Source organism: uncultured Bacteroides sp. (genome assembly GCF_958445495.1).
Classification (GTDB): Bacteria; Bacteroidota; Bacteroidia; order Bacteroidales; family Bacteroidaceae; genus Bacteroides.
Window position 1 is genome coordinate 19324 of sequence record NZ_CAUCSQ010000041.1, and the last position, 17370, is coordinate 36693.

General features: G+C 40.5%; 10 protein-coding genes. 4 read left to right on the top strand and 6 right to left on the bottom strand.

All coding sequences use genetic code 11. The features are described 5' to 3' along the window. Nucleotides 1–3: 3 nt before the first annotated feature. Complete coding sequence (locus tag Q5076_RS13450) at nt 4–708, bottom strand: LytTR family DNA-binding domain-containing protein (RefSeq protein ID WP_303014117.1); 705 nt, start codon at nt 706–708, stop codon at nt 4–6. Continuing rightward, nucleotides 705–1712: a sensor histidine kinase gene (locus Q5076_RS13455; RefSeq protein WP_303014118.1), complete on the bottom strand. Its 1008-nt coding sequence runs from the start codon at nt 1710–1712 to the stop codon at nt 705–707. Before Q5076_RS13455 ends, Q5076_RS13450 begins: the two co-directional genes overlap by 4 nt. A gap of 230 nt (nt 1713–1942) precedes the next feature. On the opposite strand from Q5076_RS13455, the gene Q5076_RS13460 reads away from it, so the two are divergent. Genes Q5076_RS13460 through Q5076_RS13470 form a run of 3 tightly spaced genes read left to right on the top strand, consistent with a single transcriptional unit; the run spans nt 1943 to nt 7579 of the window. Further along, complete coding sequence (locus Q5076_RS13460; protein WP_303014119.1) at nt 1943–3046, top strand: efflux RND transporter periplasmic adaptor subunit; 1104 nt, start codon at nt 1943–1945, stop codon at nt 3044–3046. A 9-nt stretch (nt 3047–3055) separates the two neighbouring features. Next, nucleotides 3056–6205, top strand: coding sequence for an efflux RND transporter permease subunit (locus Q5076_RS13465; protein WP_303014120.1), 3150 nt, complete (start codon nt 3056–3058; stop codon nt 6203–6205). Between the two features lie 12 nt (nt 6206–6217). Beyond that, nucleotides 6218–7579 (top strand): efflux transporter outer membrane subunit, encoded by a 1362-nt coding sequence (locus Q5076_RS13470; RefSeq protein WP_303014121.1) that lies wholly within the window; start codon nt 6218–6220, stop codon nt 7577–7579. Nucleotides 7580–7767: 188 nt separating this feature from the next. Here Q5076_RS13470 and Q5076_RS13475 read toward each other — a convergent pair whose 3' ends face one another. The 4 genes from Q5076_RS13475 to Q5076_RS13490 are packed head-to-tail and all read right to left on the bottom strand — an operon-like array spanning nt 7768 to nt 13820. Further along, nucleotides 7768–9153, bottom strand: coding sequence for an alpha-L-fucosidase (locus Q5076_RS13475; RefSeq protein WP_303014122.1), 1386 nt, complete (start codon nt 9151–9153; stop codon nt 7768–7770). Between the two features lie 5 nt (nt 9154–9158). Further along, nucleotides 9159–9938, bottom strand: coding sequence for a DUF5040 domain-containing protein (locus Q5076_RS13480; protein WP_303014123.1), 780 nt, complete (start codon nt 9936–9938; stop codon nt 9159–9161). A gap of 11 nt (nt 9939–9949) precedes the next feature. Beyond that, nucleotides 9950–11698, bottom strand: a complete 1749-nt coding sequence (locus Q5076_RS13485; RefSeq protein ID WP_303014124.1) for a hypothetical protein — start codon at nt 11696–11698, stop codon at nt 9950–9952. A 7-nt stretch (nt 11699–11705) separates the two neighbouring features. After that, the gene (locus Q5076_RS13490) at nt 11706–13820 is read right to left on the bottom strand and encodes a right-handed parallel beta-helix repeat-containing protein (protein ID WP_303014125.1); all 2115 of its coding nucleotides are present in this window, start codon (nt 13818–13820) and stop codon (nt 11706–11708) included. Nucleotides 13821–14166: 346 nt separating this feature from the next. Here Q5076_RS13490 and Q5076_RS13495 point away from each other — a divergent pair, with 346 nt between their 5' ends. Beyond that, nucleotides 14167–17325 carry a SusC/RagA family TonB-linked outer membrane protein gene (locus tag Q5076_RS13495; protein ID WP_303014126.1) on the top strand — a complete coding sequence of 1053 codons (3159 nt, stop codon included), beginning with the start codon at nt 14167–14169 and terminating at the stop codon, nt 17323–17325. Nucleotides 17326–17370: the final 45 nt, after the last annotated feature.

The window sequence follows — 17370 nt, forward strand, 5'->3', positions numbered from 1 at the left end:
GTGTCATGTGTTTAACAGGGTGAATAATAAAGTATATACGTTTTCGGCGTATTGCCTCCCTACGGGGATTACTGTCGGGCAGTTTTTCAGGATTATTTCTCTTTTTGAGAATCGTTCTATTTTATTGATAGATACGACATAGGAGCGGTGTGTGCGTAAGAAAGCTCCTTCCGGCAACATCTCCTGGACGTTTTTCAGACTGGTGCGGGATAATATGTAATTGCCGCTGGTACGGAATATTTTGGTGTAATTTTCCATTGCTTCGATATAGAGGATATCGGAGATAGGAATGGATATATTGTTGTATTCCTGTTTTATGATGATATTTTCCGGTATTCTGTTGTTTTTCGCTTCAATAAGGAGAAGCGCCTTTTCTACGGCTTTTTCGAATCTTTCGTAAGCGAAGGGCTTGTGCAGAAAGTCTACGGCGTCGAGGTCGAAACCGTTCAGGGCGTATTGGGCATGAGCTGTTGTAAAAATAAGGCAGCTTTCAGGGGGAAGGGTATGGGCGATGTCAAGTCCGCTGATGCTGTTCATTTCAATGTCCAGAAAGACCAGCTCCGGCTTTCTCCGGGCAATTTCCTGCAGCCCGATGAGCGGTTCGCTGAAAGTGACGAGCTCCAGCCCTCCTTTACGTTCGCAGAACTGTTTGATGACGAGTAAGGCAATCGGTTCGTCGTCAATCGCAATACAATTGATTTTTTTCATCGTAATTGAATGCTAAGGTGTGTTTTGAACAACTTTTTTTCTTCTTTCGTAATCAGCAGAAAACGGTTGGGGTAAAGTAATTCCAGGCGTTTGCGGCAGTTGGCTATGCCGATGGCGTGGGGATTGCCGTGATTTTCTTTCATAATCATGTTTTCTGTGTTAAAAATAAGCTGGCCTTCTTTTACAATGATACGGATAAGGATGGTACAGTCCATATCAGACGAAACGCCGTATTTGAAAGCATTTTCAACGAAAGTGATAAGAATCATCGGGGGAATCTGCACTTGCTCGTCGTCCATCTGTGTCTCAAATCTCACTTGTGTATGTTTGTTCAGGCGTAGGGACTGCAAATCGACATATTGGCGGATGTATTCGATTTCATGGCTTATGGAAATTGTATCGGAAGTGGTTTGGGCATACATGTATTTCAGGATGTTGGAGAATTTAATGAATGCGGATTCCGTTTTGTCCGATTTGGTGAGTACCAGCCCGTAAAGGGCATTCAATGTGTTGAAAAGAAAGTGCGGGTTGATTTGCGCTTTGTAGAGGGCGAGTTCCGCTTTGTTCTTTTCCGCTTCGATTTCCTGTTTGGAAAGTATTTGCCTGAAAAGTTCGAAAATCAGTTCTATGGAAAGGCTGAATCCTGTTACTACCAGGAAAAAGAACCAGATTGTCTGTGCCCGCATGTGTTGTCTCGCTTTGTGTATCATCGGGTCTATCGGATTCGCTTCCGGCGGGTATGGGAAATGGGTCAGTAGCCAGGTGACGAAGACAAGCGATGACATGAGCAGAAGGATATGGCCGAATTTCCGTTGCATGAAAAGCATCGGAAGTTTGGCTTTGCGGTAAATAAAATAAAGTCCGTAGAGGTAGGCAATCAGCGTCAGCATGAAAACGGTATGGTGCACAATCCATTTTTCTACCGGTACCAGCATGATGATAGGCGGCATGATTACCAGACAGAATAGCAAATCAATGTAAACAGGTATGTTGGTGCGTTTCATATTTTCTTCATTGCAAATTAACTCCCGGAAGTATATTTTGTCACTTCTTTGCAAAGATAGAAGATTGTTTTGAAAACCCAACCATTCTTCTTTTGTCGTTCGTCATCATATTTTTGCTGTTCGTCACTACATTTTTATTTTATTGTTTGAGATTTTATAGATTTGGTCAGTCGCACTTTTATAAAATGAACAGGTTATAAATCATTAACAATCATTTAAATATAGCTACAATGAAACAAACCATCATTTCGGCCTTAATCTGCTTGCCTTTGTTATATTCCTGTGGAGGCTCGCAACAGAAAAAGGCAGACGCCATGTACAAAACACTGACTGTAACACAAAGCAATCAAGTATTGAAATCCGATTATACGGCTACGCTCCGGGGACGCCAGTATGTGGAAATCCGCCCGCAGGTGAGCGGTATTATCACGGAGATATGCATTACCGAAGGGGATGCGGTCCGTAAGGGGCAGACTCTTTTTATTATAGACCAGGTTCCTTATAAGGCTGCTTTGAAAACTGCAATCGCCAATGTGAAAAGTGCGGAGGCTAAACTGGCTACGGCTAAGCTCACTGCCGACAGTAAGGCTGAACTTTATAAAGAACGGGTAGTGTCTGAGTTCGACTTGCAGACAGCCCGTAATGAACTGGCTGCGGCGGAAGCGGCTCTGGCTCAGGCTAAGGCGCAAGAGGTCAATGCACGCAATGATCTCTCATACACCGAAGTGAAAAGTCCGGTGAACGGAGTGGCTAGCATGATTCCGTACCGGGTAGGGGCATTGGTGAGCAGCAGTATTACCGAGCCTTTGGTGACCGTGTCTGACGACAGTGACGTATATGCTTATTTCTCAATGACGGAGAATCAGATACTCGATTTTATACAGCAATACGGCTCTCTCAAGAAAGCGATGGAAAATATGGATGAGGTGGAGCTGGTTATGAGTAACGGGAAGACTTATCCTCATAAAGGAAAAGTGGATGCTATCAGCGGTACTGTCGATGAGGGGACCGGTGCTGTCGGTTTGCGTGCCGTTTTTTCCAATCCTGAGCAATTCTTGCGTAATGGGGGAAGCGGTAAAGTGGTTGTTCCTACTGTGAAAGAGGGGGGCATCGTTATTCCTCAGGCAGCTACTTATGAGTTGCAGAACCGTATATTTGTTTATAAGGTGGTTGACGGTAAGGCTCAGTCTGCTCCGGTGGAGGTGTTCCGGTTGAATAACGGTACGGAGTATGTGGTTGAGACAGGACTTGCGCCGGGCGATGTTATCATAGCCGAAGGAGCGGGACTGGTACGTGAGGGAACAGTAATCAAGAGTGAGCCGACTAAAGAATAGTATGCCGTTATGAAAATCAGAACATTTATAGACCGGCCTATTCTGGCGGGAGTTATTTCGGTTGTTTTTCTTATTATCGGGTTGATAGGGCTTTCGCAATTGCCCGTTGAACAGTTTCCGGAAATTGCACCTCCTACTGTCAGCGTTTCCGCTACTTATACCGGGGCAAATGCCGAAACGGTACAGAAGAGTGTTGTCGTACCTTTGGAGGAAGCGCTCAATGGAGTAGAGAATATGATGTATATGACGTCTTCCTCTACCAATAACGGTTCGGCAAGAATCACTATCTATTTCCGTCAGGGGACTGACCCTGATATGGCGACGGTAAACGTGCAGAATCGTATTGCTACCGCACAGGGACTGCTTCCTGCCGAGGTGACACGTAGCGGTATTACCGTGCGTAAACGTCAGACAAGTAATATCAAGGCATTGGCGTTGTATAGCCCTGATAACTCGTTCGATGAAAGTTTTTTGAATAATTATCTGAAAATCAATATAGAACCTCGTCTTTCGCGTATTGCCGGTGTGGGTGAGGTGAATGTGATGGGAGCGGACTATTCATTGCGTATCTGGCTCGATCCGGGCAAGATGGCTAAATATGGATTGGTTCCTTCTGATATTACGACGGTACTTGATGAACAGAATCTGGAAGCTCCTACGGGAACGCTCGGTGCGGAATCGGAAAACACTTTTCAGTATGTCTTGAAGTATCGCGGGCGTTATGAGGAAGAGAAAGATTATGAGAATCTGGTTATCCGTTCTTTGGACGGTGGAGAGGTGTTGCGTTTGAAGGATGTGGCGCGTATTGAACTGGGGTCCAGCTCTTATACATATATCGGTGAGGTGAACGGGCATCCCGGTTCCAACTGTATGATTGCGCAGACTTCCGGTTCGAATGCCAATGAAATCATTAAGGAGATAGATAAGGTGACGGCGGAAATCTCGAAGGGTTTGCCGAAAGGGATGGAACTGGTGGATTTGATGAGTTCAAAGGAGTTTCTGGATGCGTCTATTAAAAATGTTATCAAGACTTTGATTGAGGCTATATTGCTGGTAGTGCTGGTGGTGTATGTTTTCCTGCAAAGTTTGCGCTCTACGTTTATTCCGGCCATTTCCATCATCGTTTCTCTCGTCGGTACTTTTGCTTTCCTCTATGCGGCGGGATTCAGTCTGAATATGTTGACGTTGTTTGCACTGGTATTGGTTATCGGTACGGTAGTGGATGATGCCATTGTGGTGGTGGAGGCAGTGCAGGCCAAGTTTGACGAAGGGTATAAGTCTGCTTATCAGGCTACCATAGATGCAATGGGAGGCATTACTTCGGCGTTGGTTACAACCACTTTTGTTTTTATGGCGGTATTTATTCCCGTATGTTTTATGGGAGGAACTACCGGTACGTTTTATACCCAGTTCGGGTTGACGATGGCGGTTGCCGTGGCAATATCTCTGGTTAACGCCTTAACGTTAAGTCCGGCTCTTTGCGCGTTGATTATGACTCCGCACATGGAAGCTGCGAAAGGGGAAAAACTGAGTTTCTCCTCTCGCTTCCATCTGGCATTTGACAGTGTTTTTCACCGGTTGGTGCTGAAATACAAGACTGGCGTGTTTTTTATGCTGAAACGTAAATGGCTGGCAGGGGTATTGTTGTTGGCTGCTTGTGCCGGGCTGTTTATCCTGATGAAGACAACCAAGACCGGATTGGTTCCGCAAGAGGATATGGGGACGATATTTGTGGACGTGCGGACTTCGCCCGGAAACAGTCTGGAAGAAACTAAGATTGTGATGGATGAAGTCGATAAGCGTATCAGTGATATTCCGCAAATCAGAATGTTTTCCAAAGTGACGGGTAACGGTATGATTAGCGGGCAGGGAGCATCGAACGGTATGTTTATCATCCGTCTGAAGCCTTGGGATGAACGTACGGAGAAAGAAGATGGCATAAACGCGGTTATCAATGAGATTTATCGACGTACGGATGATATCTCTTCCGCCCAGATTATGGCTTTTGCACAACCGATGATTCCCGGATACGGGGTAAGCAGCGGTTTTGAAATTTATATTCAGGACCAGAAGGGCGGCTCGGTGGAAGATTTGTTGAAATATACCCGCCAGATGATTGACGCATTGAATGCCCGGCCGGAAATCGGACGTGCCTCGACTTCGTTTGATACCAAATATCCTCAATATCTGGTGGAAGTGGATGCGGCTCTTTGTAAACGGAACGGGGTGTCTCCTTCGGATGTATTGAGTACTTTGTCAGGTTATATTGGCGGTAACTATGCGTCGAATATGAACCGTTTTTCCAAGCTTTACCGTGTAATGGTGCAGGCTTCGCCGGAGTTCCGTTTGAATACGGAGGCGTTGAACAATATGTTTGTTCGTAACTCTGACGGTGAAATGTCTCCTATCAGCCAATACCTGACTCTGACGCGGGTGTATGGCGCCGAGTCACTGACACGTTTTAATTTGTTTTCCGCCATATCTGTCAATGGCGCTCCGGCAGACGGTTATAGTTCCGGACAGGCCATTCAGGTGGTGCGTGAGGTTGCAGAACAGGTGTTACCGGCGGGTTATGGTTTCGAGTTCGGTGGCATGTCGCGTGAGGAGTCTTCTACGGGGAATACTACAACGCTGGTCTTTGTCATTTGTGTGGTTTTTATCTACCTTATCCTTTGCGCGCTTTACGAAAGTTTGTTTATCCCGATTGCCGTAATTCTTTCCGTGCCGTTCGGGCTTGCGGGAAGTTTCCTTTTCGCCAAGATGTTCGGTTTGGAAAATAATATCTATTTGCAGACGGGTCTGATTATGTTGATTGGTTTGTTGTCAAAAACGGCTATTCTGCTTACGGAGTATGCTTCCGAACGCCGTCGTCAGGGAATGACAATCACACAGGCTGCCGTTTCGGCTGCACAAGTCCGTTTGCGTCCTATTCTGATGACGTCTCTTACAATGATATTCGGTATGTTGCCGATGATGTTCGCATCGGGGGTAGGAGCGAACGGTAATATTTCCATCGGTGTGGGAACTGTTGGCGGAATGTTGATTGGTACTATTGCTTTGTTGTTCATTGTGCCTGTATTGTTTATCGTGTTCCAATATCTCCAGGAGAGGTGGATGCCGGCGCGTAAACCGTCAGGGTTGGGAAATGAAAATGTTTAATTGTTGAAGTGTATGAAAAAGATAATAATATGTTTATTCTTGTCGGCCGGACTGAGTGGTTGTCATGTGTACCGAACTTATGAGCGTCCGAACGTGGCGGTTGCAGACAGTCTGTACCGACAGCCTGCGGTTGCCGGGGATACTGCCTCGGTTGCCTCTCTTTCATGGAAGGAGTTATTTACTGACCCTTTGTTGCAACGGCTTATTGAGACGGGTATCATGAACAATACCGATTTGAGCATTGCCCGTTTGAAAGTAAAGGAGGCGGAAGCGTTATTGCTTTCTTCCAAATTGGCTTATTTGCCTTCGGTATCGCTCGTTCCGCAAGGGACGTTGAGCAGTGTGGACGGTTCGAAAACTTCCAAAACTTATGATTTGGCGGTGGCGGCGGATTGGGAGTTGGATATTTTCGGAAAGCTTACGAATGCCAAACGGGGTGCCAAGGCTGCTCTCGAACAGAGTGAGGCTTACAGGCAAGCTGTACAGACGCAACTGGTAGCAACGATTGCCAATAGTTATTACACCTTGTTGATGCTTGATAAACAACTGGAGATTACCCGTCGTACGGCTGAGACATGGAACGAGAATCTGCGTGCGATGAAGGCGTTGAAGAGGGCCGGGCAAACGACGGAGATGGCTGTTGCCCAGACTGAAGCGAGTAAGTTATCGGCAGATGCTTCCATTCTTTCCATTGAGCAGCAAATTAGTGAAATGGAGAATTCTCTTTCTGCTCTGTTGGGGATGTCGCCGCAAGTGATAGAGCGTTCTGCACTGGACAATCAGAGCTTTCCGGAGTCTCTTTCAACCGGAGTGCCGTTGCAGTTGTTGCAACGTCGTCCCGATATTCGTCAAAGGGAAGCGGAGTTGACCGCTGCTTTTTATGCTACCAATCAGGCGCGTTCCGCTTTTTATCCTGCTATCACATTGAGCGGTTCTGCCGGGTGGACGAACTCGGCAGGCGGTGGCATAACTAATCCCGGACAGTGGTTGCTTTCCGCTGTCGGCTCATTGGTTCAGCCGCTTTTCAACCGTGGACAGAATATCGCTAACTTAAAAATTGCTAAGGCACAACAGGAAGAGGCTTTGCTCACTTTCCGTCAAAGCTTGCTCGATGCGGGAACGGAAGTAAACGATGCACTGGTACAATGGCAAAAGGCACGGGGACGTTTGGCGCTTTCCGAACAACAAGTCGCTTCACTTCAGTCTGCGGTGCGTAGTTCGGAACTGTTAATGCGGCATAGTTCGCAAAATTATCTGGAAGTGCTTACTGCCCGTCAGACTCTTCTGCAAGCTGAATTATCTGTCGCCTCCAACCGTTTTGACGAGATACAGGGAGTTATTAATCTTTATCACGCTTTGGGAGGAGGATACTAGTGGCATCCGTTTCTCTCTAAATTCAGGAATATGTTTGTTCTATACCAGTGTACAAGGGGCTATTAGGGTGGCGGCTTGTACACTGGAGTGAGATACCGGAGATGTGTCTTTTCTTATTGAATTTATGATACTGTGTTGATTTTTGTGGTATGTGCGCTTGTCTAATGTAGTGATAATTATTTTTATTGTTATTCCAAAATGAGCTCTATGACAGGTACCTCAACATTAGGACGTTCTACAGGTAAAGTGATGATGACATCATCTACTCCTGTATTCTCGGTCGTATGGCTTCCCTTTTTAGTTTCAGTACGGAATTTCAATTCAGAATGGTCATTTAATAATTGGGCATATTTGATTTTACCTTTGTATCGTTTTAAATATAAAGATTTAAAAGGCCATTCTAAAACATGTATGTACAATCGTTTAGTAGTGGGATTGTACGTGAGAATACAATTATTGGGACATGAATATTCTGTAGGAGCGACAGTGCATCCGTAAATGGCATTACCGTGAAAACGCATCCAATGTGCTAAACCATTTAAACGCTCTATGGCGCGTTCATCAAAAACACCTCTTGCTGTTGGACCGACGTTTAATAATAGGTTCCCTCCTTTACTGACTGTTTCAGCTAGCATTACAATTAACTGATGTACGCTTTTCCAATTGGATTCATCTCGGTTATACCCCCATGAACCGGAAAATGTCTGGCACGTTTCCCAAGGGACTCGTTGATTGTTTATTGTAGGCCATTGTTGTGGCATGAATTGTTCCGGAGTGATATAATCCCATCCTTGACTATTGGAGGATAATCCGAGGCGATTGTTTATTATAATTTGTGGCTGTAATTTTCGTACTAATTTGATAATGCCTTCTGCATCCCAGTCTTTGCTGGTTTTTCCGTTTTCTCCTTCTGCATAAGTATAATCCATGAAAAGTTCATCAATCTGTCCAAATTCAGTGAGTAATTCGGTTAGTTGGTTTTTCATATATTCCCTATATTTTGCCATGTCGCGGTTTTTATTCAATTCTTTTAATGTTTGGGGATTCTGTGGCATTTGCGGGTGATTGCGATCGATGGTAAAATCCGGATGGTGCCAATCCAATAATGAATAATAAAATCCGATACGTATGCCTTCGTTACGGAAAGCATTGACTAGTGGTTTCAGAATATCCTTTTTATAGGGGGTATTGGTTATTTTGTAGTCAGTATATTTACTGTCCCACATACAAAAACCGTCGTGGTGTTTAGTCGTAAATACCATATATTTAATCCCGGCTGCTTTAGCTATACGCGCCCATTCTTTGGGATTGTATAAATCTGGATTAAAGTAATCTTTGTATCGGTTATAATGTTCGTCAGACATTTTTTCCCTTCTTTTCACCCATTCGTGGCGGGCAGGCATAGCATACAGTCCCCAATGGATAAATAGACCGAATCTGTCATGCGTCCACCAGGCCATACGTTCTGTTCTATTTATAGGAGAATCAGATTCTCTTTTAGAAGTATTTATAGCATTTGTCTGCTGATAAGTAAAAGATAGGCAGAGAAGGGTGTATATAATAATTTTTCTCATATTCATTATTTTATAGGTAAAATTTTATTCATTAAATCTACGAAGATAGCCGCCATTCGTTGTTGCATATAGGATTGTTCTCCTCGTATGGGATGGTGTCCGTAAGCTATACCTTCTGTAATTTGAATGTCCGTAGAGTATAGTTGGCTGAATGGTTTTTCCGTAACAGGATGCGATACGTTTTTGGAGAATCCGATATATTTGTCAAATTCAATTAAAGGTAATCCCCATTTGGCTGCAAGTTTCCTGATACTTGTATTATAAACAGTGCGGCAATCATGCCAGTGAGTACATAATACGATAATTGCAGGTTTGCCGTAAGGTGTATTGTAATATTGGGATGTAGTGTCGTTACGTAATTCATAGCATTCTGTAATGTAACGTTTAATGACATAGTCATAGGCTGCTGCATAATTACTCCTATCAAATGGAACTTTATAATCTGTATATTTGTTTTTTAACTGAAGTTCCTCATATACGTCTTTGTTGTGAACTTGCATAATGACTAATGCATCGATTTCTTCCAATTCTTTTTTAGAATAAAGGGTACCGTCCGCCATTCTGTTAGCTGTATTGGCTATAGCTTCTCCGCCGATAGCCCGGTTTATAGCCTTAGCATTCAGTTTGCGGCAACCAATTTCAAACCATCCGTTTTGGGGAGAAGCAAATGAAGCTCCTGTTAATAAAATATTGTATTCCGTTGCTTTATCTTTTTCCGGAGTCTGCGCTATTGCTGTCCCAACAAAAATAGGGAATAACAGTACGGTTAAAAATGTCTTTTTCATATTTTCTTTATTTATGGTTTATCTATAGTTCTGTATTTATCTACGGTGGGATTTAATCCTTGTTCTAAATTGTGATAAAGCGGAGGATTGTTGAAGTCAAAACTATACGGCTCGTAAAGTGTGGCACAATCTGGATGTGTTTGAACAAATTTTTTATATTCTTTCCATAGCTGGTCATACTTGTCGATAGCTTTACGAATATTTTTAGTGTCATATTTTCCACTTATATCTCCTTCGTAACCTTTGAGCATGATGATCCAGCCTTGTTCGTATATCGAATATAAAAGAAATCCGTATTTGGCAGAAGTTTGTAAATAGCGTTTTAGTATCGGATTACCTGTTTGTATTTTGTTGGCAAGTGAAACAATTTCTTTCCAGATAGCGACACTTTGGGATTTTTCCAGTATAAATTCATGAGTCAAGCTTTGTTCTACAATTGTCTTGAGATTCTGTTTTAATTCTTTTTCTCCTCCGATAAATTGATCTCTTGTCCACCAGACATTAATGGGTAGTATCAAAGAGGCTCTACCTCTAACAATGGCATCGGCAGACAGAAGAGAGAGACGGTGGAAATGTTCTATGTCTTTTCCTTTGAATCCGTTAGTTATGGCATATTTCTTAAATAATTCTTTCTCCGGTAATGACATGTGATTTGCCCAGTTAGCAAGTATTGCTACATTGATATCACACCATAATTCATTTTTGATGTATGGGCCTCTCCATCCTCCTCCTCTTGACCACGTCCAGATTCCTGCAAAATTGGGATTCGATTTTAACTGGTTTAAACAGTAAGGTTGGGAGTCTGATTTTAATTCTTCAAATCCGTTTAGTACACCATCTGCAATATAATTGGGATATGCACCTTTCCCTTCATATTCACGTTGGCACTCAACTTCTACAATTTGTTTGTGTTTACCTATTCCTAAAGTGGGATTGAATTTATAAGTTCGATGATAGTCTCCTTGTACGTGTTTTATGCACAGGTATAAATTAGGATGGGGATCGACACTGTTTGTCACAGAAAGGTAATATTGGGGATTAATATGGAAGTAGCCAAAATCCCATGTACGATAGAATACCTTTTTATTTTGACGTATGCACACTTCTTCTCTCAGTAGATTCATTAAATCACGATGTATTTTTTCTCCTCCGTCTGTTTTATAGATAGAGTTATGTTCCCATGATTTTTCATTTCTTGGTATAGGACCGTTACCTGTGTGATAAGGTGTGTTTTGTAAGTAAGTTTCTCCTACGCGAATAACTAGTCCGTCGAGTTTTGGAAAACGTTCAAATATTTCTCGAATCATAATTCTGTGTATTTCTTGTGTTTTAGGACGTGTAAAGTCTATTCGTCCTGTCGCATCGCAAATTTCATTTTTATAAATTTCTACCAGACGTTTAGGGAGTACGATGATATCTGTAAAATAATATGCTTCCAATCCTGCTTTATGGATGGATTCTATTTTGTTTTCTATGCGAGTGGCAACAGAATCTGTCCATAAGTGTTCCTGAGAACCTATCGGGCATATTTGAGGATTTAATTTGTTGTATGTAATAGCTGTATGTACAGATTGAAATTCATTAACGACTTGTGCGTTAAAACCATATTGTGCAAGATTTCCGGGTTCATTGAACCATGTGTTCGTAAAAGGTTCACCGGGGTTATGGTGGACCATATCCATGATAATGGGAGTTTGAGCAAATAAATAACTCCACAGTACGTTGACAAATACAAGGATTGGAAATAGGCGCTTTCTCATAATGATATTATTGATGATTATTAGTAATTTGTTGATCTTTGATAGAATCAAAACCATTTTGTTGTTGTTTTATAGAATTTATTAATTGAGTTCTATCTGGTAAAGAAATGCGATATTGGTCTATGTATAGTCCACATTTATCTAATTGGTATTTATCTATATGGGTAATTTCTTGTATATTTTTCAAGCTTTTTCGAATAGATATTTCTTGGAATCTCAAATTTGGAATTGATAGATTTGTGTTATTACCAAAGTATGAGTAACGGAAATCTTCCTCTTTCCCTTCTTTTCGTAATCCACAATGACAATTAATAAATATATTCTCTGCTATGCTATTATCGATGGGTAATTCCAGATGTTCGGTTTGTAGAAACTTGCTTATTCCAGGATAGACATTGTCCCAGTTCCCTTTATTTATCTGAAAAACTTTGAATAAATGATTAAAATCTGGATTTTTTGCATTATAGTTGCGCGTTTTTCCACGGGCATCAATACTTATGCCTGCTGCGCTACAATTAAAATATAAGTTATTATGAATATAATTACAATGTCCTCCTCCGATAATAGTACCGGAAACGGCTTGATGAATTACATTGTTATAAATTGAGTCTCCGGCATGTCCGTCATCTGCATATAAGGCATTAGCTCGTGGTGAATGATGAATGAAATTGTAGCGTAGGACATTACCTCGGGAGGTCCAATCCCAACGACTATAAAAAGCTCCGACATCTCCTGTTACTCTAGCTATGTCGAATACTTCATTATATTCCATTATATTGTTGTTCCCTCCATAAATAAAAGCTGCATGAGGAGCATTATGTACCAGATTGTGTCGAACAATGACGCCAACTGCATTACCTTCTTTTATTCCGATTCCCGTAGTAAAAGCTCCAAGTTTTACGGCGGGTGCATAACTACGTTGAATTTCACCGAAGCGAGTGAAATAATTGTTCTCTATTAAATGCTTACAAGCAATCAATTTTTTTCTATTACCTCCGGATACTTCGATACAGGTACGTCCGATATAATCAAAATTATTACTTTGTATTCTGTTTGATTTTCCTCCTTGGATGATTAATGCATCTCCTAATATGTTCTTGAAGTTACATCCGGCAATCAGACAATTTGTGGCATTTTTCATGATAATACCATTACCTGAATGATTCTTAAAGGAAATGTTTTCTATTTTTATATTATTGGAATTTATAATTTTAATCAATGGAATAGTGTCCGATATAATGCTTAATAAATCTTCATCAAAGTGCTTGGGAGGAAAAAGGTATAATTTTTGAGTTGTAAAATCAATACACCATTCTCCAGGCTGGTCTATTTCTTCGAGTAAATTTTCTACATAATATTCTTCTTTTCCAGAACCGTATGGTCGATGATATTTGGAACCGATACCGCCGAATATTCCTACATCTTTTCCTTTCTTTGTCTCTATCCCCACACTATGAGTGACAGTTTGTTTGATAGGATCGATTTCTTTTATACGTACAGTCCAGGCTTGCCAGGGAATACGCCAGTAACCTGTAAACCATATACCGTTTTTGACGGTCTTTGCCCATTTGGCGTGTTCTGGATCACTATATTCGAAAGTTCCTCCTTGTTTAGATGTTCCAAAATTGTCGATTACTTTTTTCATATATAGATAACCTTTGTTAGGGTAGCGTGAAAGAGGGAGTAATTCATTGTTGTAAATGAGTTGTGGAAAGTTCTTTCGTTCTTTCATTAAATCAGGAAACTTTGGAACGTTAATGCCAATTTCCGATAAATCTACTTCCATAATCATTTCTTGGGCATTTGGATGAATTCTGTTTTTGATTTGGATATCTTTAACAGGTTTCAATTTTCCTTTCAAGGATTTATCATATCGGAATTGTACTTTCCCCGGATTTTTACTCTTTATCGTTATCCCCTTTTTACAGTCTTTTATTTCTATGCTTTTATTTAGAATATACTCTCCGTCATAAAATAAAATGGAACTTCCGTCTGTCGCGGCTTTTTGGATGGCGATTTGGATGGAGTCTCTTTCTAAGAGTGGAGAAAGGTGAATAATACTTTGTCCCGGACAGGGAAATGTGAAAGTACAGGCTAATAATAAAGTCAGTAAATGTTTCATTGTATTATATTTGATTATTGAAAATAGAACAAGTGCAAAAGTATCGTGATTTAGCCAATCTTTTTAATAAAGGTATTTCAAAATATATGAGATTTGTTTCATGAGTTATTCGAGGTATTTTATATCATTGCAGAAAAGATGAAAAACATAACGGTTGAAATCGGTACAAATCGTTTGAATTTACATATCATGTAACATGCATTATATAAATGTAACCGGTGTTGTGATGAAGATGCTATTCTTATATATTTTGAAGCATAAGTGCTAATTGCCGTGCTATCTAATGCCTATTTTTGCATCTGTAGTTAAACAATACTAAGTAACCTTTATTAAATTTTTAATTATTATGAATTCATTTACACACATTGGATTGCAATCTCGGTTCCTGTTGGTGCTGATGATTGGATTTTTTTTGCCGACGTTGTCTGTATGGGGACAGAGTACAACAATTACAGGTAAAGTGGTCGATCCGAAAGGAGAACCTCTTGTAGGTGTTTCGGTTTTAGAACAGGGTACGACAAATGGTACGGTTACTGACATAAATGGTCGGTACAGTATTGCAATTCAAAAAGAATCTTCTTCTCTTCGATTTAGTTATATGGGGTTTGATAATCAAGAGATAATTCCGGGTAAACGTCGAGTGATTGATGTTGTATTGAAGGAAAACTCGGTCGTGATTGATGATGTCGTTGTAATTGCTTATGGGACGAAAAAACGACGTGATATGATTGGGTCTGTCTCTAAAATTAAAAGCAGTGAGATTTCATTAATGCAAGGTGGACGTTTTGAGAATTCTTTGCAGGGATTAGCTTCTGGTGTACAAGTTGTGAATGACGGTATGCCGGGGAGTACTCCGCAAATTAAGATTCGTGGTATTGGTTCTATTGCATCGGGAAGTGATCCGCTTTGGGTTGTTGACGGTATTGTGGGGGGAGGCTCTACGATGGTGAATTCAAATGATATTGAGTCTATAGAAGTGTTGAAGGATGCTGCTGCAACTGCAATTTATGGTTCTCGTGGTGCAAATGGTGTGATTATTGTTACGACGAAGAAAGGAAAAAAAGGTGGACTTAAATTTGATGTTCATTATGAAGGTGGTATTACTCCTATCACTAATTCGGATTTAGGACTGGCTGATACGAAGACGTACTTTAACATAATGGATGAAGCTCGTGCTAATGTAGGGCTTAATCCGCTTGATCCGCAGAAAGATATAATTGAACCGTATTATTCTAATTGGACTTCTCCGATAACCCGCGAAGAGGCAATGAATACGAATATGGATTGGGTTGACTTGGTAACCCGTATGGGACATTTTCATGATGTGAATGTATCTTTAAATCAAGGAGGAGACAACTCAACGACTTATGCATCTGTTAATTACCGCTCGGATGAATCTAGCTTGAAAGGGCTTAGTATGAATTCGGTTAGCGCACGTTTAAATAATGAATTTAAAAAAGGAATTGTAACTTTGGGAACACAATCATTTTTAAAGTATGATCGTAAAAAGTCAACTAATAAATGGGCAGTGGTTGCAGATAAATTTCCGTGGCGCAAAGTATATGATTCGGAAGACCCTACAGGTTATTGGAATCCGCAAATGGCAGATGGACATCCGACGGCGACTCTTGATAATGATTATCAATTGAGTACGGGTGAAGATTTTAGTTTTCGTACGACTCTTTATTTGGATATTAATTTGAAATGGATAAAAGGACTTTCTGTTCGTGCAGACGCAAGTTATGGATATGGATTGGCACAAAGTGATTACTGGTTGTCTGGTTTGATTAATAATACAGGTAACGTGGATGGCAATCAGGGTAATAAAAGTAAGAAAACTACTAAATCACAACAATATCATGCTTTTGCCAAATACAATCGTGAATGGGCAAATCATGGTTTAGATATTGTGACGGGTATTGAAGCAAACAGAAGTTATACGGATAATGCTGTTGTGGCAGGTAAGAATTTGAGTGGTGAATTCCAAGAGCCTAAAATTATTGGTACTATGTTAGGAAATAATAGTGCTTATATAGGAAGTGAAAGTTATACATTTAGTTTTTTTAATCGTATCGATTATAAATTTAAGCAGCGTTATTTGGTTGGGGCCTCATTCGTACGTGAAGGTTCTTCTAAATTTGTGAAAGAAAATCGTTTTGGAAATTTCTATTCTGTTTCTGGAGGTTGGATTATCTCTGATGAGGCTTTTATGCGTAATGCCAATTTCATCTCATTATTGAAGTTACGTGGCAGTTATGGTGAGACTGGTAATCAGAATATACCTTCTGAAGTAACTAAAAACTCTTATAGTATAAAGAGCAAGCAGTATTATAATAATATGCAAAATATGTTCTTGTGGAATATTGCTAATAAAGCTGCAAAATGGGAAAAGAATAAAAGTATTGATTTGGGAATTGATTATGCATTGTTCAATAATAAGATTAATGGTTCCATTGCATATTATCGTCGTACAACGAGTGATATGTTGATGCGTGTACAGTTGCCGGCTTCTGCAGGTATTACCAATAGTGGAGGTAATGCCGATAATAATTCTATGTGGGCAAATGTCGGTTCTATGTATAATCAAGGATTTGAGTTTGATATAAATGTCACTTTAGCCAAGAAAGATTTTGAATGGAGTATGAATTATAATTTGACGACAAATATGAATAAAGTGACAGCTCTTGATGCTAGTGTTGATGCTAAGGGAACTGGCATTATTAACACACGTCCAGGGGCAATAACGAAGAAAAACCTTGCTCTCGGTACTTACTTTATGGCTGAATGGGCTGGCGTTGACCCGGATAAAGGTATCGGTATGATATATGAAATAGACCTTGATCGTTATAATAAGACTGGTGAAACAGTAAAAACAGGAAAACTGATTCCTGCAACTCAATCTAATGTAAATAAACATCGTATTATTCAGGAAGGTAAAACCGCTCTTCCTAAAGTATATATGGGGTGGACAAACAACTTTAGATATAAAGCGTTTGATTTATCGTTTATGTTCTATCTTTCTTTGGGTAGTTATACGTTTAATTATCACCGATATACGAAATCATTTGTTGGAGATGGACGTAACAATGTAACAGCTGAGCTTTATGAAAAATCATGGAAGAAACCGGGAGATATTGCAGAATATCCACAATTGCGTTGGCAGGATAAATATAATTATGATGATGATGGAAATGAGAAACAAAATGTAACTTATATAAAACATGATGCCGGTCATACTAAATATTTGGAGAAAAGTGCTTATTTACGTTTGCGTAATTTAACTTTGGGATATACACTTCCACAAAGAATTTGCTCGAAAGTAAATATTGATGCATTGAGAATTTATGTTTCTGCTGTTAATCTTTTTACCATAACTTCGTTTAATGGATATGATCCTGAAGTGAGAGTAAAAGATCAGACTGGCGCTAATGCACAAGGGGCTATATTTACAGGTAGTGAGATGCCTCAGACTCGTATATTTTCCGCAGGTATTAACTTTAGGTGAGTTCTATCAATTCAATTTATCCTCTTGTATCAGACAGCAGAACTC